General features: G+C 37.7%; 15 protein-coding genes, 2 pseudogenes and 1 riboswitch. Of the genes and pseudogenes, 15 read left to right on the top strand and 2 right to left on the bottom strand.

The features are described 5' to 3' along the window. Positions 1-57: 57 nt before the first annotated feature. Together HMPREF2933_RS04030 and HMPREF2933_RS04025 are read left to right on the top strand one after the other, a co-directional pair. Complete coding sequence (locus HMPREF2933_RS04030) at positions 58-1,800, top strand: ABC transporter ATP-binding protein (RefSeq protein ID WP_070672548.1); 1,743 nt, start codon at positions 58-60, stop codon at positions 1,798-1,800. Next, positions 1,800-3,542: an ABC transporter ATP-binding protein gene (locus HMPREF2933_RS04025; RefSeq protein ID WP_024051570.1), complete on the top strand. Its 1,743-nt coding sequence runs from the start codon at positions 1,800-1,802 to the stop codon at positions 3,540-3,542. The genes HMPREF2933_RS04030 and HMPREF2933_RS04025 overlap by 1 nt, the downstream gene beginning before the upstream one ends. A gap of 183 nt (positions 3,543-3,725) precedes the next feature. Here the strand turns inward: HMPREF2933_RS04025 and HMPREF2933_RS04020 are convergent, their stop codons facing one another. Then, the gene (locus HMPREF2933_RS04020) at positions 3,726-5,012 is read right to left on the bottom strand and encodes an aminotransferase-like domain-containing protein (RefSeq protein WP_042753926.1); all 1,287 of its coding nucleotides are present in this window, start codon (positions 5,010-5,012) and stop codon (positions 3,726-3,728) included. Positions 5,013-5,232: 220 nt separating this feature from the next. Here HMPREF2933_RS04020 and HMPREF2933_RS04015 point away from each other — a divergent pair, with 220 nt between their 5' ends. The 3 genes from HMPREF2933_RS04015 (at position 5,233) to rpsU (ending at position 8,508) form a co-directional block, all read left to right on the top strand. Further along, the gene (locus HMPREF2933_RS04015; protein WP_070672545.1) at positions 5,233-7,548 is read left to right on the top strand and encodes a CAP domain-containing protein; all 2,316 of its coding nucleotides are present in this window, start codon (positions 5,233-5,235) and stop codon (positions 7,546-7,548) included. Positions 7,549-7,798: 250 nt separating this feature from the next. Continuing rightward, positions 7,799-8,137, top strand: a complete 339-nt coding sequence (locus HMPREF2933_RS04010) for an ATP cone domain-containing protein (RefSeq protein WP_024051567.1) — start codon at positions 7,799-7,801, stop codon at positions 8,135-8,137. Between the two features lie 194 nt (positions 8,138-8,331). Then, positions 8,332-8,508 carry a 30S ribosomal protein S21 gene (gene rpsU, locus HMPREF2933_RS04005; protein WP_000048054.1) on the top strand — a complete coding sequence of 59 codons (177 nt, stop codon included), beginning with the start codon at positions 8,332-8,334 and terminating at the stop codon, positions 8,506-8,508. Between the two features lie 241 nt (positions 8,509-8,749). Here rpsU and mscL read toward each other — a convergent pair whose 3' ends face one another. Continuing rightward, complete coding sequence (mscL, locus tag HMPREF2933_RS04000) at positions 8,750-9,130, bottom strand: large conductance mechanosensitive channel protein MscL (protein WP_022525808.1); 381 nt, start codon at positions 9,128-9,130, stop codon at positions 8,750-8,752. Positions 9,131-9,284: 154 nt separating this feature from the next. Here mscL and dnaG point away from each other — a divergent pair, with 154 nt between their 5' ends. The 10 genes and pseudogenes from dnaG (at position 9,285) to guaC (ending at position 20,400) form a co-directional block, all read left to right on the top strand. Next, a complete protein-coding gene (dnaG, locus tag HMPREF2933_RS03995; protein WP_280921973.1) occupies positions 9,285-11,060 on the top strand; it encodes a DNA primase in 1,776 nt (591 codons plus the stop codon). 2 nt (positions 11,061-11,062) lie between these two features. Then, positions 11,063-12,175 (top strand): RNA polymerase sigma factor RpoD, encoded by a 1,113-nt coding sequence (rpoD, locus tag HMPREF2933_RS03990; protein WP_003024631.1) that lies wholly within the window; start codon positions 11,063-11,065, stop codon positions 12,173-12,175. Between the two features lie 18 nt (positions 12,176-12,193). Then, positions 12,194-12,523 (top strand): metal-sulfur cluster assembly factor, encoded by a 330-nt coding sequence (locus HMPREF2933_RS03985; protein WP_003024629.1) that lies wholly within the window; start codon positions 12,194-12,196, stop codon positions 12,521-12,523. A 154-nt stretch (positions 12,524-12,677) separates the two neighbouring features. Then, on the top strand, positions 12,678-14,006 hold the full coding sequence (brnQ, locus tag HMPREF2933_RS03980; protein ID WP_070672542.1) for a branched-chain amino acid transport system II carrier protein: 1,329 nt from the start codon (positions 12,678-12,680) through the stop codon (positions 14,004-14,006). Positions 14,007-14,142: 136 nt separating this feature from the next. Continuing rightward, the gene (gene ccdA2 / locus HMPREF2933_RS03975; protein ID WP_070672538.1) at positions 14,143-14,853 is read left to right on the top strand and encodes a thiol-disulfide oxidoreductase-associated membrane protein CcdA2; all 711 of its coding nucleotides are present in this window, start codon (positions 14,143-14,145) and stop codon (positions 14,851-14,853) included. Between the two features lie 163 nt (positions 14,854-15,016). Next, positions 15,017-15,406: pseudogene (locus HMPREF2933_RS03970) on the top strand (redoxin domain-containing protein); the annotation flags it as partial. 36 nt (positions 15,407-15,442) lie between these two features. Beyond that, a pseudogene (gene msrA / locus HMPREF2933_RS03965) lies at positions 15,443-16,018 on the top strand (peptide-methionine (S)-S-oxide reductase MsrA); the annotation flags it as partial. Positions 16,019-16,147: 129 nt separating this feature from the next. Beyond that, the gene (nox, locus tag HMPREF2933_RS03960; protein ID WP_024051560.1) at positions 16,148-17,521 is read left to right on the top strand and encodes a H2O-forming NADH oxidase; all 1,374 of its coding nucleotides are present in this window, start codon (positions 16,148-16,150) and stop codon (positions 17,519-17,521) included. A gap of 149 nt (positions 17,522-17,670) precedes the next feature. Then, positions 17,671-19,227, top strand: a complete 1,557-nt coding sequence (locus HMPREF2933_RS03955; protein ID WP_024051559.1) for a ClC family H(+)/Cl(-) exchange transporter — start codon at positions 17,671-17,673, stop codon at positions 19,225-19,227. Between the two features lie 189 nt (positions 19,228-19,416). Next, a complete protein-coding gene (gene guaC, locus HMPREF2933_RS03950; protein WP_024051558.1) occupies positions 19,417-20,400 on the top strand; it encodes a GMP reductase in 984 nt (327 codons plus the stop codon). Next, positions 20,396-20,491: riboswitch (purine riboswitch) on the top strand. Its footprint overlaps the gene before it by 5 nt. The last annotated feature ends 83 nt before the right edge of the window (positions 20,492-20,574 follow it).

The raw sequence follows: 20,574 nt of genomic DNA, 5'->3' as shown, positions 1-20,574 counted from the left end.
ACAGATAATGCAACAAAATAATGTATAATGGTAATTAGTAATAGCAGAGGAGAAAATATGAATCTTATCAGAAAATTGGGCTGGTTTTTCAAACTGGAGAAAAAACGTTATATTATCGGAATTCTAGCCTTGTATTTGGTTAGTGTTTTTAATTTAATTCCTCCTAGAGTAATTGGTGTGGTCATTGACCGTATTGTTAGTCGAAATCTAACATCAGAGCAATTACTTTTAAATCTTTCACTTTTGGTTGCTTCGGCCTTTATTATGTATGGTCTGCGTTATCTTTGGCGTCTATATATTTTTGGTACGGCAAATCACTTGGGACGACTTTTACGTTCTCAACTCTTTGAGCACTTTACCCAAATGGCATCGTCTTTTTACCAAAAATATCGAACAGGAGATTTGATGGCGCATGCAACGAATGACATTAATGCAGTTGTAAGTGTGGCAGGTGGGGGTGTCATGTCGGCGGTAGATGCCTCTATCACAGCACTGGTAACGCTGCTGACTATGTTTTTTGTTTTAGACTGGCGCTTGACTTTGATTGCTATTTTGCCATTGCCATTTCTTTCCTGGGGAACCAGTTTAATTGGACGAAAAAATCATGAGAGCTTTAAAGCGGCTCAGGAGGCCTTTTCTGACTTGAATAACAAGGTACAGGAAAGCGTTTCGGGGATTAAAGTGACGAAGTCTTTTGGCTATCAAAAAGCAGAAAGTTACTCTTTTGCTAGAACAAATCAGGATGTCTATGAGAAGAATATTTTAGCTGCTAAATACAATTCCCTCTTCGACCCTATGGTTCTGATTTTCATCGGCTTATCTTATGCGTTAACTTTGATTTTTGGGGGAATATTCATCTCTAGAGGGCAATTTACAGTCGGGGAATTAGTGACATTTATTACTTATCTAGATATGCTGGTATGGCCTTTGCAGGCGATGGGCTATCTCTTCAACATCAGCCAGAGGGGAATGGTGTCTTATGAGCGGATTGAGCGACTGTCAGCAGAAAAATCTGATGTCAAAGAGACAAAAAAACCAGTTTCCCCTATCCAAAACGGTCGTTTGGTCTATAACATTAAATGTTTTTCTTATAAGGAAACAGCAACTTTGTCCAATATTCACTTTTCGTTAGAAAAAGGGCAAACGTTAGGAATCGTCGGACAAACAGGTTCTGGTAAGACGACACTTTTGCGCTTACTGATGAGAGAGCAAGATATTCAAGATGGTGCTATTTATCTGAATAATCATGATATTCGAGAGTATAGATTAAAGGATTTGCGGAGTTTGATTGGTTATGTACCACAGGAGCAGATTCTTTTTGCGATGTCAATTGCGGACAATATTCGTTTTGCAAATCCAGACTTGTCAGTTGACGAAGTGATTCAAGCTAGTAAACTTTGTGGTCTTTATGAGGATATTATTGCCATGCCAGAAGGCTTTCAGACGATTGTCGGTGAACGAGGGGTATCGCTTTCAGGAGGTCAAAAGCAACGATTAGCGATGAGTCGAGCGCTCGTTCTGAAACCAGATATTTTAATATTGGATGATTCTTTGTCTGCTGTTGATGCTAAAACAGAGCATTTGATTTTGGAAAATCTCAAGGAAGAACGAGACAGCAAAACGACGATTATTACTGCTCACCGATTGTCAGCAGTTGTTCATGCAGATTTGATTTTGGTGATGGAGAATGGACGCATTAAAGAGCGTGGCACTCACCAAGAATTGCTGGCTCAAAACGGTTGGTATGCACAAACTTATCATAAACAACAATTGGCAGAAAATCTAAAGGAGGATCGATAATGAGAAAACAAGTAACCTTTTATCGCCTTCTAACTTATATGTGGCGTTATAAATGGATTAGCATTTTGGCGCTCGTTTTCATCTTTGCGACAACCTTGGTAACGACAACTTTGCCACTTTTAGCTCGCTATTTCATTGACCATTTTATTAGTCGTTATCAGATTATGACAGGTTTTTATGTTCTGATTATGTACTATGCTCTTTTTCTTTTGCGAGTGTTATTTACTTTCTTGGGACAATATTCTTTTGCGCATGTGGCACATAGCATTGTACGTGATTTGCGTCAAGAAAGTTTTGAAAATATTGAACATTTAGGGATGGTCTATTTTGATCAGACCCCAGCAGGAGCGATTGTCTCCCGTTTGACAAATGATACACAAGCGGTTTCATATATGTTTAGTAGTATTTTTTCAAGTTTTTTAAGCTCTGTTTTTATTCTTGTTGTAACATTGGTGACGATGTTTAGCTTGAATTGGCGATTGACAGGTCTTATTGTACTCTTTTTACCAGTCATGTTAGGTTCCATTTTGCTTTATCAACGCTTATCTAATCGTCTCCTCAAGCTTGTCAGAAGTAAACTAAGCGATTTGAATGTTAAACTTTCTGAAAGTATTGAGGGAATGCGAATTATTCAGGCATTTAGTCAGGAAAAGCGTCTAATAAATGAATTTGAAGCGATTAACGGGGAGCATTTGGAGTATACAGTTCGCTATCTCAATATCAATAGCCTTTTTCTCCGTCCAGCTATGTCTTTGCTGAAAATTTTAGCTTATGCAGTTATTTTAGCCTATTTTGGCTTTACTTGGCAGGTTGCAGGAGTGACAGCAGGAGTCATGTATGCTTTTATCCAATATGTCAATCAACTTTTCAATCCTCTGATTGATTTGATGCAGAATTACTCTGTTTTACAGACATCTATGGTGGCTGCAGACCGTGTTTTTGAAATAATAGATCGTAAGGACTATGAGCCCAAGCAAGCTAATCTTCCATTGGAAATTACAGCTGGGAATATTGAATTTCGTCATGTTTCTTTTTCTTATGACAGCAAGCGTGATGTTCTGAAAGATATTTCATTTTCAGTCAAGCAGGGGGAAACAATCGCCTTTGTCGGTGCGACAGGCTCAGGCAAGTCTTCGATTATCAATCTCTTTCTGCGATTTTATGAATTTGAAAGAGGAGAAATTTTAATTGATGATCAAAATATTAAGGATTACAGCCAAGCTGAACTGCGTCGCAATATCGGTTTAGTTCTTCAAGATCCTTTCCTCTATCACGGTACCATTGCTTCTAATATACAAATGTATCAGGAAAATATGAGTCGAGAAGATATTGTAGAAGCTGCTAAGTTTGTGGATGCTCACGACTTTATTAGTCAGCTTCCTGCAGAATATGACAGTCCAGTAACCGAGCGAGGTGCGACTTTTTCAAGCGGACAAAGACAACTATTGGCTTTTGCGAGAACAATTGCTAGCAAGCCCAAAATCTTGATTTTGGACGAAGCAACTGCTAATATTGACTCAGAGACCGAAGAACTTATCCAAACTTCGCTGAAAAAAATGCGCCAAGGACGAACGACGATTGCCATTGCTCACCGTCTGTCTACCATTCAGGACGCTAACTGCATTTATGTCATGGAGCAGGGGCGTATCATTGAATCTGGCACACACGAAGAGCTTCTAGCGCTTAAGGGTACTTATTATAAAATGTATCAATTGCAGGCTGGAATGATGAAAGAAGAGTGATATGTTAAAGAAAAGGCTGTGCAAAAAGTGTCCCAGCTTCTATCAGATTTAGTAATAAAAGAATAACGCAGTAGGTGATTGGACTCTTCATTCGCTTTTCAAGCTCAGAAGAGCACCTAATCACCCTTGCGGGGGTGGGACTACGAACTAAAAATTTTCGATTTTTAGTTCTGTCCCACTCCCTTATAAATATTCATTTAAGCGTTCTAAGGTTTTTTCTAGATCCTCGTATTTAATTTTTGCGTATTGATAAGGACAATCCTGTATATAACTTGCTTCAAAAAAATCCAATGGCAGATTGCTATGTTTGAGGGAGCTGACGGATTTAAGTCCACGTAGATCTAGTAAGATACCATCTCTATTGATAAAGTAGGAAAGTTTGAGCTGATTTTGGCTTAAAAGTTTTTTAGCTCTCGTCAATTCTTTTTCTTGTTGATTGAGAAGAGAAAGACGATTTTTTTCAAACATGAGATTGTCAATATAAAGAGATAGAGCTTTCTGCATGATGAGATTGCTGTCGTAGTCTACTGCTTTTTTGTAGGCGATAAAAGTAGACTGAATAGCTGGAGGAAATAGCAGAGCTGTTATCCGAAGGGCAGGGAAGAGGCTAGTAGAAAAAGATTTGATATAGATGACATGCTGGCTGTTGTCCAAGTAATGAAAGGTTAGTTCGCGTTTGCTGTCAAAGTCAGCCAAATAATCATCTTCTATGATATAAACATCATAAAGCCGAGCAAGACGAATGATTTCTTCCTTCTCCTTTCGACTGTAAGAATGCCCCAAGGGATAATGAAAGCGCGGGATAGTATAGAAGAATTTGATACGTCCAGTTTGAAAATTCCGCTCCAAGTCTCCTAAATCAATTCCTTCTGGAGTTCGTTCAATTGTTTGATAAGGAAGTTTTTGGGCAGTTAGCAAATTGTTTATCCGATGATAGGTCGGCTGCTCAACTAGAATTTCATATTTTTCATTTGGAAAGGCAATTTGCGAAAGAATATAAAGAGCCTGCTGGGTACCAGATGTCAGAACAATCTTGTCAGCAGAGGTGTAGATAGCTGAATCTAGAAGCAGCTGCTGGACAGATTCTCGCAAATCCTCTAGCCCCTCTTGTTGCGAGTAGTAGTTAAAAAGATAATTCTCACGTCCAATCAGCGTTTCATTGAGACAAAGTCGAAAGTCTTCATAAATTTGGTAGTGGTCATCTCTAACGGTTAGCTCCATGTCCTGCTGCTCCTCCAGACTATTTTCCAACACATAGTAGCCACTTTTAGGAACCGCATAGATATACTTTTGATATTTCAATTCCATTAGCGCCTTTTGAGCTGTATCCTTGCTACAGCGATAGTATTCTGCCAGCTGACGGACAGAAGGAATCTTTTGTCCCTTGGACAATTTCCCACTTTGAATATCTTGGCTAATCTGATCTACAATACATTGATACTTAGTTTTTATCATCTTAACTGTCCCCATACAGAAGAATTTTTCTCTATTGTAGCGTATTTTGAAATCTTTTACAATCAGGAAATGATAGTTTGGATTGTGTAGGATTCCCCCATAGATTTCTCCCTACCAATAATTAATGTAAAAGAAATTTAATGAAATAGTTATCTGAGTAATACATTAGCGGAATTGTAATTTAGGCTGAAATGGTTTATAATGAAAAGTAACAAGTATATTAGGAGCCCGTCTAATGGAGAGAAAAATTAAAAAATCGGTAGTTGCGACCGGTTTAGCTGCAACCACTATTATTTCAGGCGGTTTATCACATCAAGTAAATGCCGAAGAAGTAAAAACACAATCTACTGAGCCAAAGACATCTGAAAAAATCACCAAACCAGTTACAGAAACAGATGTTCAATCAGCAAAGCTGCAAGCCGATGCTGCAAAGGTTCAAACAGATGCTCAGCAAAAAGTTGTAGAGCAAGTCAAAGGAGATGTAAATACTTCAAAGGACGCGGTGGCAGATAGCGAAAAAGCTGTTGCAAATGCTGAGGCAGAAAAGAAAGAAGCAACTCCAGAAGTTATTGAAACCGCAAAAGAAGAAGTGGCGACATCAGAGAAGACGGTTACAACAGAGGAAAATAAAGTTCAAGCAGCAGAACAGTCTGAAACAAAGGCAAAAGAAGCTGTTAAAAATCAAGAAAATGTTGTTGCGGGGCAACAATCACTTGTTGACGTTGCACAACGCGAATTAGACACAGCTAAAGCTCCAGTTGCCAATGAAGAACAAGATCTTAACCGCGCAAAGGAAGAAGAAAAACAAGCTGAAAAGAATTTGGCAGAAATGCAAAAAGATCTTGCTAAAGTGAAAGAAGAAATCGCTAATCTTCCTAAAGAAATCGATTCAGCGACTGAGCAAGTCAAGCAAAGTGAGCAAAAACTTGCAGAAAATCAAGCGACTATTGATCAAAAAGCCGCTGAAGTAGCCCGTGCTGAACATTCAGCTACCAATAGAAGAAATGTTGATTTAAACAAGGCAACCTATGGTGAATTTTTACAACACGCTAAAACAAATGGAGCCAACGAAGCGATTCGTAATGCCGCTACTGAAGCTCTAGCAACTTATGAAAGAGCTAAACGTGAAGACGGTATTACAGTTGGTTCTGACGCAACAAGTCCAGCAACTTTAGCAAATAACTTAAAAGCGATTGAATTGGTTAGAGCTATCAATGCTTATCGTAGACAAGCTGGATTAAAAGAATTATTGATTGATCCTTACAAGAATCCAGCCAGCCAAGTCCAAACTCTTTATTTTGAAAGAGCAGATTGGCATATGGGCAAATATTTGAGAAATGAAAATGTAGCGATTAGTTTTACTCCGAAAGGATCCGTTGATTTTTGGTATAAGGAAAAATCTATCTATATGGCTGAGGCAGCTAAGTATGGCTTAACAACCAATGAGCGAGACATTGATTCCAATCAAATTTATACCACCTTACGTAATCGTGGTCAACTTGCTTTCTTCTATAGAGTTGGTCACTATCTTCAAATGATGGATAAAAACTTTAATACCATTTCAGCTGCATATGATAAAGTTCCAAATCAATACAGTAATGTATATGGAACGTCTGAAGTTGGATTTCATAGAGAACCTAATTTTAATGCACGTGTTAACAACGGTACTCTTCTTAGCGCAGACGCGTATGAGCAAGCAATCCGTAATTTTGCTGGTGCTGCAAAGGCCGCAAATGCACAAGCAACAGTAGCGAAGAGTCAATTAGGCGTGTTGCGAGCTCAAAGAACGGGTTATGTATCTACTTTAAATATTCAAAAAGCAAAATTAGCAGACCTTCAAAAGTTGACTGCGAATCGTTCAGCTGCTCTTGCTACTGCGAATGCTGGAGTGATTACAGCTGAAGCGGCCTTGACAAAAGCAAAGCAAAATGTTGTAACAAAAGAAGCTGCTTTGAAGCGCGCAACTGCAACTATTGCATCCAAGTTGGCACCAAAACAAGTAGCTTTAGAAAAAGCTCAAAAAGTGTTAGATAGTGCTAAAAATAAATTAGCAGAACTAAAGAAAGCTTTAATTACAGCGGAGTTAAATGTTGCCAAGGCAAAAGACGCTTTGCAAGCTAGTCAAACCAAGCTAAAAGAAGCACAAGATAACTTGGAAAAATTACAAAATGCACCACAAGTACTTGAAGCAGCTCAAAAGGCCCTTCAAGCTGCACAAACTGACTATGTCTCTAAGGTTAAAACGTTAAAAGATGAAGAAGCAAAACTAGAGATTTCTCGTTCAATTTATACCAAGTTACAAGAAAACTATGAGCAATTGAGAAGTCAACTTCCTCCGAAGGCTCAAAAAGAAACAGGTGGAAAAGTACAAAACTTACACTTATCCAGAACTTACCAACCAAAACCATTGTTAGTTAGACGACAAAATACTGGTCAAAAAGTTCTGCCTGCTACAGGTACTAAAGCAGATCAGGTTGCTGCATTAGGTTTGCTACTTGGTTTGGGAACTCTAGCTAGTGCTCGCCGTCGTAAAAGAAATAACGAAGATTAAATAATTAAAGATTTTAGAAAAAATCTAATCTTTCTTCCCAAAGGCAAACAACTCTGTTTTCGAGTGTTTGTCTTTTTGATTGAGATAATTAAAATCAACAGTGAAGAAATGATAATAAAATAGAATTTAAATTAAATGTAACTTCTGCCTGATAGATATTTAAAGTATCTATCATTTTGAGAATCAGCACAAAAATAGTATAATAGACTGTATTCTCTTAACGAAACGAATAAAACTAAAGGAGTTTTTCATGCAAGTCATCAAACGTAATGGAAAAGTTACTGATTTTAATCCAGATAAAATTTATCAAGCTATTCTGAAAGCAGCACAAACAGTCTATGTCTTGACAGATGATCTACGTCAAAATTTAGCGCTTGTAACTAAAAAAGTAGTGTTAGATCTAGAGGAAGCTGGTGTTGAACGAGCTACTATCAGTATGATTCAATCTATGGTAGAAAATCGCCTGTTAGGTGCTGGTTATATCACCATTGCCGAGCATTATATCTCCTACCGATTGCAACGAGATTTGGATCGCAATGGTTATGGCGATCATATTGCAGTCCATTTACATTTTGAACAAATTCGATAAATTTACAGCCTAGATTACAGAATGAAGTAGTTGGCAGATTTTTTGAAAAATTTGCTAAAAATCAACTCTCTTTTAAGTTAATAATATTGCTTGTTCTAGAAAAGTTTACACATTCCCTTAATTTCTGGGACTTGACAAGTGTATTTTAATATGATAGAATTTAAAAGATTTTAAGCTTGAAGGGAGTGAAAAAAATGTCAAAAACAGTAGTACGTAAAAATGAATCCCTTGACGATGCTCTTCGTCGTTTCAAACGTGCGGTTACTAAAGCTGGTACTCTTCAAGAAACACGCAAACGTGAATTCTATGAAAAACCTTCTGTAAAGCGGAAACGTAAATCAGAAGCAGCTCGTAAACGTAAAAAATTCTAATTGAGCAAAATGACAGACTTCGGTCTGTTTTTTGTTTCTATTTAGATAAAATCGAACTCGTACTCAATGAAAATCAATAGCTTTAGCAGTTTTACCATATGGACGTTATCTGTCATCTCAAAACTCCACCGCAAGATTAATAGAAGTAGCAGCTAGAGGGATAGGTTAAGGCAAACAGAATATCAAGAAACCGTGAGAGTAAACAAAAACACTGATTTTCATCAGTGAATGTTTTTCATAATTATTTGCTTTCGAGCAATGCTTTGATTTCTTGAAGAACTTCTAATTCAGTTGGTCCTGCAGCTTCTTCAGCAGTGTCTTCTTCTTTTTTTGTAAGACTTTGCGCTTTTTCAACAGACTTGACGATGAAGAAGAGAACTGTTCCGATGACGAGGAAATTGATAACAGCGCTTAAGAAACTACCGTATGCAATCCCATTCCATTTTAAACCAGCAATTTGTTCTACACCAGCAGCTTTTAAAGCTGGATTGAGAAAGAGTGGAGTAATAACATCTCCAATAAGCGAAGTCACAATAGCTCCAAAAGCATTGGCAATAATAACACCGACTGCCAAATCAATTACATTGCCGCGAAGCAAAAACTCTTTAAGGTCCTTTAACACTTTCTTTTTCCTTTCAAAATACTAAACTATATTATATCAAAAAAGGGGGGAAAGTCAATAAAATGTCTAAAAAATATAGTGAATATTTTACTTTTTGATAAATTTATTATAAAATGTAAGTTGTTATTCTATGATAAATTGGGGGTGTTGTCTATTGATTGATAAAGAAATCATTTCTGATATTAAAAATAGTGTCAATATCGTCGAAATCATAGGAGAAGTCGTTGCTCTAACGAAAGCTGGAAGAAATTATCTAGGGCTTTGTCCTTTTCATGGTGAAAAAACTCCATCATTCAACGTGGTAGAAGAAAAGCAATTTTATCACTGTTTTGGCTGTGGAAAGTCAGGTGATGTCTTTAAATTTATTGAAGAATATCGTGGTGTTTCTTTTATGGACGCTGTACAAATTGTTGCCGATCGTGCAGGGTTTCCATTAGAAATAAAGCATAGTAGAAAAGAGCTGTCAACACATACACATCCTCATCAAGCACTTTATGATATTCATGCAGAAGCTGCAAGATTTTACCATGCGGTATTGATGACAACAAAGATAGGAGAAGAAGCACGTTCTTATCTTTATGAACGTGGCTTAACAGATGAAGTTATCAAGCATTTTCAAATTGGTTTAGCGCCCAATGAAAATAACTATCTTTATAAAAGTGTTAGTGGAAAGTTTGATGAGCAAGTCATTATGAATTCTGGTTTGTTCAACTTAGCTGATAACAATTTGGTTTATGACGCCTTTCAAAATCGGATTATGTTTCCATTGGCAAATGATAAAGGACAAGTCATTGCTTTTTCAGGTCGTATTTGGCAAGCAAGCGATATAGAGCAGAAAGTCGCAAAGTATAAAAATAGTCGCAGTACACCGATTTTCAATAAAAGCTATGAGTTGTATCATCTGGACAAGGCCAAAGCGACTATCAAGAAAAGTCACGAAATTTACTTAATGGAAGGCTTTATGGATGTTATAGCCGCTTATCGTGCTGGAATTGAAAATGCTGTAGCATCTATGGGGACAGCATTGACGCATGAGCATGTGGAGCATCTTCGTAAGTTCGCAAAGAAAATTATTTTAACGTACGATGGTGACAAAGCAGGACAAGCAGCGACAGCAAAAGCTCTGAATGAATTGTACGATTTATCAGTTGAAATTATCAGGATTCCTGATAATATGGATCCAGATGAATTTATCAAAAAAAATTCTGCTGATGATTTACAAAATTTACTGACTAAAACACGAATTAGTGATATAGAGTTTCTTCTGAACTATCTGAAGCCAGATAATATCGAAAACTTGCAAGCTCAAATTGAATTTGTTGAACAAATGTCTCTGCTGATTGCACAGGTTCAATCAATCACTGCACAAAATTCCTATATTTATATGTTAGCTGAATTGTTGCCTGATTTTGACTACCAGCAGGTGGAGCAAACTGTTAATAATCATCGTTTGGTAAATAGAAGAGTGCAACAACAGCAATCGCATCAACAAGTGTCAAGACTTGACATTCCGGTAACACGGCAAGTATCACGGCTAATTAAGGCAGAGAGTCATCTTCTGCAGCGGATGATTGATAATCCTGTAATTTTAAATGATTATCGTTTGAGGAAAGATTTTCATTTCGCAACAGTAGAATTGCAGACTTTGTACGATATTTTAAAAACAAATGGCGAGGTAACGCCACAAGATTTGTCTGAGCAAAATGATTCGGTACAGCAAGCTTGGTATCGGGTCTTAGAAGAAAATCTACCAGAGGAAGTTTCTGAGCAGGAACTGATTGAAGTGGAGCAAACGCGAGATAAGGAATTGCTTCGCAAAGAAAATCAATTGATTGGTAAAAAAGTCCGTGAAGCATCTCATAGTGGAGATGCAGATACGGCATTAGAAGAGCTAGAGCGATTTATTGCTCAAAAAAGGAGAATGGAGTAGGAATGGCTACAAAACAAAAAGAAGTAACAACTTTTGATGTTCAAGTTGCAGAATTTATTCGCAACCATAAAAAAACTGGTACAGCAACCGATGATGAAATCAATGATCGGCTAGTCATTCCATTTACTTTGGAAGCTGATGGCATTGAAGATCTTCTTCAACGGATTCAGGACGCAGGGATTGCTATTACGGATAAAGAAGGCAACCCAAGTGAACGGGTTTTAAATACAGAGGAAGAAGAAGCTGAATTAACAGATGAGGAGTTGCTTGGTAGCAATTCTGCTAAAGTGAACGACCCTGTCCGTATGTATTTAAAGGAAATTGGTGTTGTTCCGTTATTGACCAATGAAGAAGAGCAAGAATTAGCTGTTCTTGTGGAGCAAGGCGACTTAGAAGCGAAACAACGTTTGGCAGAAGCTAATTTGCGGTTGGTTGTCTCTATTGCTAAGCGCTATGTTGGACGCGGCATGCAGTTTCTTGACTTGATTCAAGAAGGCAATATGGGATTGATGAAAGCCGTTGACAAGTTTGACTATACCAAAGGTTTCAAATTTTCGACCTATGCCACTTGGTGGATTCGTCAAGCGATTACTCGTGCGATTGCTGACCAAGCGCGTACGATTCGGATTCCGGTTCACATGGTTGAGACAATCAATAAATTAGTGCGGGAGCAACGAAATCTTTTGCAAGAATTGGGACAAGATCCAACGCCAGAACAAATTGCTGAGCGCATGGATATGACACCAGATAAAGTTCGTGAAATTTTGAAGATTGCCCAAGAGCCGGTCTCTCTTGAAACTCCAATTGGAGAAGAAGATGATAGTCATCTTGGCGATTTCATTGAGGATGAAGTGATTGAAAATCCAGTTGATTACACAACACGTATTGTCCTACGTGAGCAATTAGACGAGGTTCTTGATACATTAACAGACCGTGAAGAAAATGTACTACGTTTGCGATTCGGTCTAGATGATGGTAAAATGCGTACGCTGGAAGATGTTGGAAAAGTCTTTAACGTGACTCGTGAACGGATTCGACAAATTGAGGCCAAAGCCCTACGCAAATTGCGTCATCCAAGTCGTAGCAAGCCACTTCGTGACTTTATTGAGGATTAGTAGACAAAAGGAGGCACCATGGCATACACAAACGAACAAATTGATGATATTAAAAATCGTATCTTGGAAAGTTTGGAACAAGTTATTGACCCTGAATTAGGAATTGATATTGTAAATCTTGGTTTGATTTATGAAATTCGGTTCAATGGTGAAAATGGTGAGACGCAGATTGATATGACCTTAACAACAATGGGATGCCCGCTGGCAGACTTATTAACTGATCAGATTCATGATGCGATGTCAGATGTACCTGAAGTGAGCAAAGTAGAAGTGAGACTGGTGTGGTATCCAGCATGGACTGTGGATAAAATGAGTCGCTACGCACGCATCGCCCTAGGGATTAAATAAGAATATGGCAGCATGAGTTGATTATGCTGCTTTTGTTTTGCTCAAACATTCAGAATATGTGCAATATTTTAACTTTATACTTTATATCACTTGAAGTATTGTAAGAATCTGTTATAATGGTTGCACATACTGAATTTTAGAAAAGGGAGAGAAGATGATTAAAAAAGGAGCACTGACAGGATTACTATTGTTTGGAATATTTTTCGGCGCAGGAAATTTAATTTTTCCGCCAACTTTAGGAGCTTTGTCTGGCGAACACTTCTGGTCAGCGATTGCAGGATTTGTGCTTTCAGGAGTTGGAATTGCTATTTTAACATTGATTATCGGTACTTTAAATCCCAAAGGCTATGTTTACGAAATTTCTAAAAAGATTTCTCCTTGGTTTGCGACCAGTTACTTGGTAGTTCTGTATCTAGCGATTGGTCCATTTTTTGCCATTCCTCGGACGGCAACGACTTCTTATGAAGTTGGGATTGCACCATTGCTTTCGAGTAATATGAATGGATTAGGACTTATTATTTTTACAATCTTGTATTTTGTGGCTGCTTACTTGATTTCATTAAATCCTTCCAAAATTTTGGATTGGATTGGTCGGATTTTGACTCCTGTGTTTGCCATTTTGATTGTCATTCTAGTCATTTTAGGGGCGATAAAATATGGAGTAGCTGCACCGCAAGATGCTAGCACGGAATACGCAAAAGCAGCTTTTGGAACTGGCTTTCTTGAAGGGTATAATACGCTTGATGCACTTGCCTCTGTTGCTTTTAGCGTTATCGCTGTGCAAACATTGAACCAACTCGGCTTTGCTAATAAAAAAGAATATATCTCAACGATTTGGATTGTTGGAATTGTTGTTGCATTGGGATTTAGTGCGCTTTATATTGGATTAGGATTTCTTGGAAATCATTTCCCAATTCCGGCTGATGTAATGGCGTCTGATGCCAATAAAGGAGTTTATGTCTTATCTCAAGCTACACAAGCTATTTTTGGTCCGACAGCACAGATTTTCCTTGCAGCCATGGTAACAGTGACCTGCTTTACGACTACGGTTGGTTTGATTGTTTCAACATCAGAATTTTTCAATAAAACCTTTCCTAAAATCAGCTACAAAACTTTTGCAACAGTCTTTACCTTGATTGGATTTGCAATTGCAAATCTTGGTTTGGGAGCGATTATTCAGTATTCAGTTCCTGTCTTGCAAATTTTGTACCCGATTACCATTGCGATTGTAATGATTGTGATTGTCAATAAGTTTCTTGCCTTATCTAAGATTGGAATGCAGCTAACGGTTGCAGTTGTAACAATTATTGCATTTGCGAATATTATTGGCTCGCAATTTAAATTGACTAGTGTGAGTAATTTAATCAATACTTTGCCATTTGCACAAGCTTCAATTCCTTGGCTGGTACCGACGATTGTCGGGATTGTGTTATCTTTGTTTTTGCCAAATAAACAGAAAAGTGACACATTTGAAATGGAATAATTAAAAAAACTATCACGAAAAGTGATAGTTTTTTTATGACCATATCAAATTCAAGTTTTTACAAATTGTATCCTCTATTTTTAGATAGTGAACCAGTGTATACTTTTCTTAGAAAGAAAATGAGGAGGAAAAGATAATGTTATCTATTGTGTTTTTGATTTCTGTATTTCTAGCGGGAATTTTATCATTTTTCTCGCCTTGTATATTGCCATTGCTTCCTGTATATGTTGGTATTTTATTGGATACAGATGAACCAAGAACAATCATTATTTTGGGAAAGAAGATTGCTTGGCATGGAATTGTAAAAACACTATTTTTCATTGCAGGATTGTCTGTAATCTTTTTAATTCTTGGATATGGCGCTGGCTTTTTGGGAAAAGTTCTCTATACAGAGTGGTTCCGCTATGTATTAGGAGCAATTGTTATTTTGCTCGGTGTTCATCAAATGGAACTGATCAATTTTAAGCTACTCCAACGGCAGAAAAGTGTTCAATTAAAAAAAGATAAAAATAGAAATGATTTTTACAATGCTTTCTTGCTAGGTGTGACCTTTAGCCTTGGTTGGACACCTTGTGTAGGTCCTGTTTTGAGTTCTGTTCTCGCAATTGCAGCTTCTGGTGGTAATGGAGCAGTACAAGGTGGCTTCCTCATGTTAGTTTATACCCTTGGTCTTGCTATCCCATTTCTCATTTTGGCACTTGTCTCTTCTATTGTTTTACGCCATTTTGGGAAAATAAAACCTTATATGGGACTATTAAAGAAAATTGGCGGGTTACTTATCATCTTGATGGGAATTTTACTTATGCTGGGAAATCTTAATGTTCTAGATTCAATATTTGGTGGATAAAAGGAGGAATCTCATGAAAAAAACAATGTTAGTCATCACAGGTCTTGTTTGTGTTGCTCTGTTGGGTGCCTGTGGAAATCAAAAATCAGCTAGTGGAACTAAGTCTGGACACGGGCAATTTACAAATAAAACGACAGCTACAAAGTTGAATCAAGGCGAAGCAGCTTCTGATTTTGAACCAAAAGGAGTTGACGGGAAAACTTATAAATTGTCAGATTTCAAAGGAAAGAAAGTTTATCTCAAATTTGGGGTATCTTGGTGTTCTATCTGCTTATCTACATTAAAGGATACTGATGAGTTAGCTAAAAATGCTGGGAAAGACTATGCAGTTTTGATGGTTGTTTCACCTGGGCATGTTGGTGAAAAATATGAAGCAGATTTTAAAAACTGGTATGAGAAATTAAATTATAAACATTTACCTGTTTTACTAGATCCTAGTGGTAAACTATTGAAACAATATGGTGTTCGTTCCTATCCGACAGATGCATTTATTGGAAGCGATGGAAAATTGGTAAAAACTCGTCCTGGACTTATTAAAAAAGCAGAAATTTAATCAACTCTTAAAAGCATTAAACAGGAGGGGAGGATGATGGAACATAAAATGAAATGGTTATTATTTGGTGGAGCAGTCCTGCTGGTTTTAGGTTTATTTGTGCCGGGAAGTCGCATGATGCCAACCATTAAAAATCAGTCTGCTATTAATCAGATTAAAGAAGCAGCTGTTAGCCAGGCCGAATCGGTCAAGCAAAAGAAAGCGGACTTGAAAAATGCAAATTTAAAGCATATCTATTTGGCAGGAGGTTGTTTCTGGGGTGTAGAAGAATATTTTTCGCGAGTAGATGGAGTGGTTGACGCAGTCTCTGGTTATGCTAATGGCACTAGCGAAACCACAAAATACGAACTAATCTCGCAGACAAAACATGCAGAAACGGTTCATGTAACCTATGATGCCAATAAAATCTCTTTAAGAGAAGTCTTGCTACATTATTTTAGAATCATTGATCCGCTCAGCAAAAATAAGCAAGGCAATGATCGTGGAGTGCAATATCGTACAGGCGTGTATTATAAAGATCAGGCTGATGTAGAAACGATTAACAAAGTCTTTGACGAGCAGAAAGAAAAATTTAAAGAGCCATTGGCGGTCGAAAAACAACCATTAAATCATTCATGAAAAGTTCTTTTAAATTGATAGAAAATGTAATATTTTTCAGTTTTATGAGCAAATATATTGTAAACGCTGACACGTAATGTTATAATGTTTTAGTAAATTAAAAATTAAGGTAGGAATTGCTCTATGAGTAAAATTGTTGTTATCGGTGCCAACCATGCTGGTACAGCTTGTATCAATACGATGTTAGACAACTTCGGAAATGAAAACGAAGTTGTGGTGTTTGACCAAAATTCAAATATTTCATTTTTAGGATGTGGAATGGCACTTTGGATTGGTAAGCAAATTGACGGCCCAGAAGGATTGTTCTATTCAGATAAAGAAAAACTTGAAGCAAAAGGTGCTAAAGTTTACATGGAAAGTCCTGTTTTATCAGTTGATTATGATAAAAAAGAAGTGACCGCACTTGTAAACGGTCAAGAACATCTTGAATCTTATGACAAATTGATTTTTGCGACTGGTTCACAACCAATTATCCCGCCAATCAAAGGTGTCGAACTTGTAGAAGGAAATCGTGAATTTAAAGCAACTCTTGAAAATATTCAATTTGTAAAATTGTATCAAAACTCTGCTGAAGTGATTGAAAAGCTGAAAAACAACGAAGGCATCAATCGCGTTGCTGTTGTTGGAGCTGGCTACATTGGTGTTGAACTCGCAGAAGCTTTTGAACGCCTTGGAAAAGAAGTAATCTTGATTGACGTTGCAGATACTTGCCTTACTGGTTACTACGACCGTGAATTGTCTGATTTGATGAGTCAAAACTTGGCAGATCATGGTATTAAACTTGCTTACGGTCAAACTGTGAAAGCAGTTGAAGGGGAAGGCAAAGTTGAACGTATTGTAACAGATAAAGAAACGTTTGACGTAGACATGGTCATTATGGCTGTTGGTTTCCGACCAAACACTGCCCTTGGCGCTGGCAAGATTGAACTTTTCCGTAATGGTGCATTCCTTGTTGATAAAAAACAAGAAACAAGCATTCCGGGAGTTTACGCAGTTGGTGACTGTGCAACGATTTATGACAATTCCCTTGGTAAAATGAGCTACATTGCACTTGCTTCAAATGCTGTTCGTTCAGGTATTGTCGGAGCTTATAACGCAACTGGTCATGAATTAGAAGGCATTGGTGTGCAAGGCTCAAACGGTATTAACATTTACGATCTTAAAATGGTTTCAACTGGTTTGACATTGGAAAAAGCAAAAGCTGCGGGTTATAACGCAGTTGAAACAGGATTTAATGACCTTCAAAAGCCAGAATTTATCAAACACAACAACCATGAAGTAGCTATTCGTATCGTATTTGATAAAGATACACGCGTCATCCTTGGAGCACAAATGGCTTCGCACGAAGATATTTCAATGGGCATTCATCTCTTCTCACTCGCAATCCAAGAAAAAGTGACCATTGATAAATTGGCATTGACAGATATTTTCTTCCTGCCACACTTTAACAAACCTTATAATTACATCACGATGGCAGCATTAACAGCTGAAAAATAAGAGCAAGATCTTAAATTTGCAAACCAGTTTCGTATGAGACTGGTTTATTTTTTTATCTGTATTTTATTCTCTAAAATAATTTCCGCAAGCAATAATAAAAATTGTAAAATTATGCTAAAATAGAGAGAGAATATATTTGGGAGGCAACGATGTCTGTTCAGACAGAAAAAGGTATATCAAATACCAAGAAAGAATTTGCATTTACATCTAGTTCGATTAGTCTGCAAGTTTCAAGAGGAATTTTAGTCGGGATTATCGTGGGTGCAATTGTTGGTTCTTTTCGTTTTTTAATTGAAAGGGGATTTCATATCATTCAACATTTCTATCAGCAAGGGCATGATAGTATGATTTGGGTTGCTTTTATTCTGTTATTTTATGCTTGTGTGATTTGGATAAGTGCAAAGTTAACACTCTCGGAAAAGGATATTAAAGGTTCTGGAATTCCGCAAGTAGAAGCAGAGCTGAAAGGTCTGATGAGCTTATCATGGTGGAGCGTTCTCTGGAAAAAATATATTCTAGGTGTTTTAGCCATTGCAAGCGGCTTGATGCTAGGACGTGAGGGACCCAGTATTCAACTTGGAGCAATGGGAGGAAAGGGAATTGCCAAATATCTTCATTTAAGCCCTGTGGAAGAGCGTTCTTTGATTTCTAGTGGAGCGGCAGCAGGGCTGGCAGCAGCTTTTAATGCTCCGATTGCGGGTTTACTGTTTGTTATTGAGGAAGTCTATCATCATTTTTCGCGTTTCTTTTGGGTCTCGTCTTTGGCGGCAAGTTTAACGGCGAATTTTGTTTCGCTTATGATTTTTGGAATGACCCCTGTATTAAATATGCCAGATAATATTCCTCTGATGGGGCTAGGGCAATACTGGCTTTATTTGTTGTTAGGAATTTTTCTTGGTTTTTCAGGATTTTTATATGAAAAAGTTGTTCTAGCTATGCCTCGTATTTATGATATGATTGGAGAAGTTTTGCACCTTTCTTCGCAATACTATCCCATTATAGCTTTCTCTTTCATTCTTCCAATAGGGTATTTTCTTCCACAACTTTTAGGTGGTGGCAATCAACTGGTTCTCTCTTTAACCAGTCAACACTATCTGCTATTAACATTAATGATGTTTTTCGTTATTCGCTTTATCTGGAGTATGATCAGCTATGGTAGCGGGCTTCCTGGCGGTATTTTTCTACCCATTTTAGCTCTCGGCTCTCTTTTAGGAGCAATTGCTGGCGTCATTTGTGTGCAATTAGGCTTTGCAACACAAGAGCAATTTCCTATTTTTATTATTTTAGGTATGAGCGGCTACTTTGGTGCAATTTCTAAAGCTCCATTGACAGCAATCATCTTGGTGACTGAGATGGTTGGCGATATACGAAACCTCATGCCTCTTGGTTTAGTGACTTTAGTAGCATACGTTGTAATGGATTTATTGGGCGGAGCACCTGTGTATGAAGCTATGCTAGAACGAATGCTTCCAGATAGTGTGGCAGATGACGGAGAGACGACGCTTATCGAAATTCCTGTCTCTGAAAAAATAGCCGGCAAGCAAGTTCATGAGTTGGAGCTGCCAAGAGATATTCTGATTACCATGCAACACCACAACGGAAAGAACCAAACAGTGAATGGCAGCACGCGCCTGTATCTAGGAGATATGATTTATGTGGTATTGAAAAAATCAGATATTGGACGCATTAAAGATTTACTCTTATAAAAGAGGGGGACCTCTTTTTTTAGAATCTGAAAAAATAACTTGCAATTTCCGAACGATAAAAAATATTATACGTCATTATATTGTAATTTCTGTACCTTGTGTTATAATACTAAAGGAAACGTCAGGAAAGGCGTAGCGATGCGAAAGCATAGGTAGGTCATTTTTAACATAAAATTAAAGGAGAATGATATGCTGAACGAATTTCCTATTTTTGACTACGAAGATATCCAATTGATTCCGAATAAATGTATCATCAAAAGCCGCTCAGAAGCAGATACGACAGTTACTTTTGGGAATCATACTTTTAAACTTCCTGTTGTTCCAGCTAACATGCAAACAATTCTGGATGAAGATGTAGCAGAAAAATTGGCGAAAAGTGGCTATTTCTACATCATGCACCGTTTTGACGAAGCTGGCCGCATTCCTTTCATCAAGCGCATGCATGAGCAAGGACTAATTGCGTCTATTTCAGTTGGTGTGAAAAATTATGAATATGATTTTGTTAGCCAGTTGAAAGAAGATGCACCAGAATATATCACGATTGATATTGCGCATGGGCATTCAGATAGTGTGATTGATATGATTCAGCACATCAAAAAAGAACTCCCCGATACTTTCGTGATTGCAGGAAATGTAGGGACACCAGAAGCTGTTCGTGAGCTGGAAAATGCTGGAGCAGATGCAACCAAAGTTGGCATTGGACCAGGAAAAGTTTGTATCACAAAAGTAAAAACTGGCTTTGGTACAGGTGGCTGGCAATTAGCGGCTCTTCGTTGGTGTGCAAAAGCTGCTCGCAAACCGATTATTGCGGACGGTGGTATTCGTACGCATGGCGACATTGCCAAATCTATTCGCTTTGGTGCTACCATGGTGATGATTGGTTCCCTATTCGCAGGTCATATCGAAAGCCCAGGTCAAACGGTCGAAGTAGATGGTGAACAATTCAAAGAGTATTATGGTTCAGCTTCAGAGTATCAAAAAGGTGCTTACAAGAATGTGGAGGGAAAGAAAATTCTTTTACCAGTTAAAGGACATTTAGCTGACACTTTGGTTGAAATGGAGCAAGATTTGCAAAGTGCCATTTCCTATGCTGGTGGAAGAGACTTGGCTGGTCTTAAACACGTAGACTACGTCATTGTGAAAAATTCTATTTGGAACGGTGATGCGCATTAACAATAAAATAATTACTTATTTATATTACGAATTTGGCGTAATGTTTCTGCAAGGCATCTAATGTCTAACAATAAGTAAGTCTTCAACTTTCCTGCTATGTTTTTAGCAAGGAATTTTGTATTCAGTTGGGTAACCAATTGTTTTAGGCTTGCTTTTGGCAAGCCTTTTGTTTTT

It is taken from the genome of Streptococcus sp. HMSC066F10, from assembly GCF_001813805.1.
GTDB classification, from domain to species: domain Bacteria; phylum Bacillota; class Bacilli; order Lactobacillales; family Streptococcaceae; genus Streptococcus; species Streptococcus vaginalis.
Note: the sequence above shows the minus strand (reverse complement) of the source record. Positions and strands in the feature narration are given on the sequence as shown.

Coding starts and splice junctions, on each gene's coding strand:
- HMPREF2933_RS04030 (WP_070672548.1), top strand. CDS start 58: ATGAATCTTATCAGAAAATTGGGCTGGTTTTTCAAACTGGAGAAAAAA.
- HMPREF2933_RS04025 (WP_024051570.1), top strand. CDS start 1,800: ATGAGAAAACAAGTAACCTTTTATCGCCTTCTAACTTATATGTGGCGT.
- HMPREF2933_RS04020 (WP_042753926.1), bottom strand. CDS start 5,012: ATGGGGACAGTTAAGATGATAAAAACTAAGTATCAATGTATTGTAGAT.
- HMPREF2933_RS04015 (WP_070672545.1), top strand. CDS start 5,233: ATGGAGAGAAAAATTAAAAAATCGGTAGTTGCGACCGGTTTAGCTGCA.
- HMPREF2933_RS04010 (WP_024051567.1), top strand. CDS start 7,799: ATGCAAGTCATCAAACGTAATGGAAAAGTTACTGATTTTAATCCAGAT.
- rpsU (WP_000048054.1), top strand. CDS start 8,332: ATGTCAAAAACAGTAGTACGTAAAAATGAATCCCTTGACGATGCTCTT.
- rpoD (WP_003024631.1), top strand. CDS start 11,063: ATGGCTACAAAACAAAAAGAAGTAACAACTTTTGATGTTCAAGTTGCA.
- HMPREF2933_RS03985 (WP_003024629.1), top strand. CDS start 12,194: ATGGCATACACAAACGAACAAATTGATGATATTAAAAATCGTATCTTG.
- brnQ (WP_070672542.1), top strand. CDS start 12,678: ATGATTAAAAAAGGAGCACTGACAGGATTACTATTGTTTGGAATATTT.
- ccdA2 (WP_070672538.1), top strand. CDS start 14,143: ATGTTATCTATTGTGTTTTTGATTTCTGTATTTCTAGCGGGAATTTTA.
- nox (WP_024051560.1), top strand. CDS start 16,148: ATGAGTAAAATTGTTGTTATCGGTGCCAACCATGCTGGTACAGCTTGT.
- HMPREF2933_RS03955 (WP_024051559.1), top strand. CDS start 17,671: ATGTCTGTTCAGACAGAAAAAGGTATATCAAATACCAAGAAAGAATTT.
- guaC (WP_024051558.1), top strand. CDS start 19,417: ATGCTGAACGAATTTCCTATTTTTGACTACGAAGATATCCAATTGATT.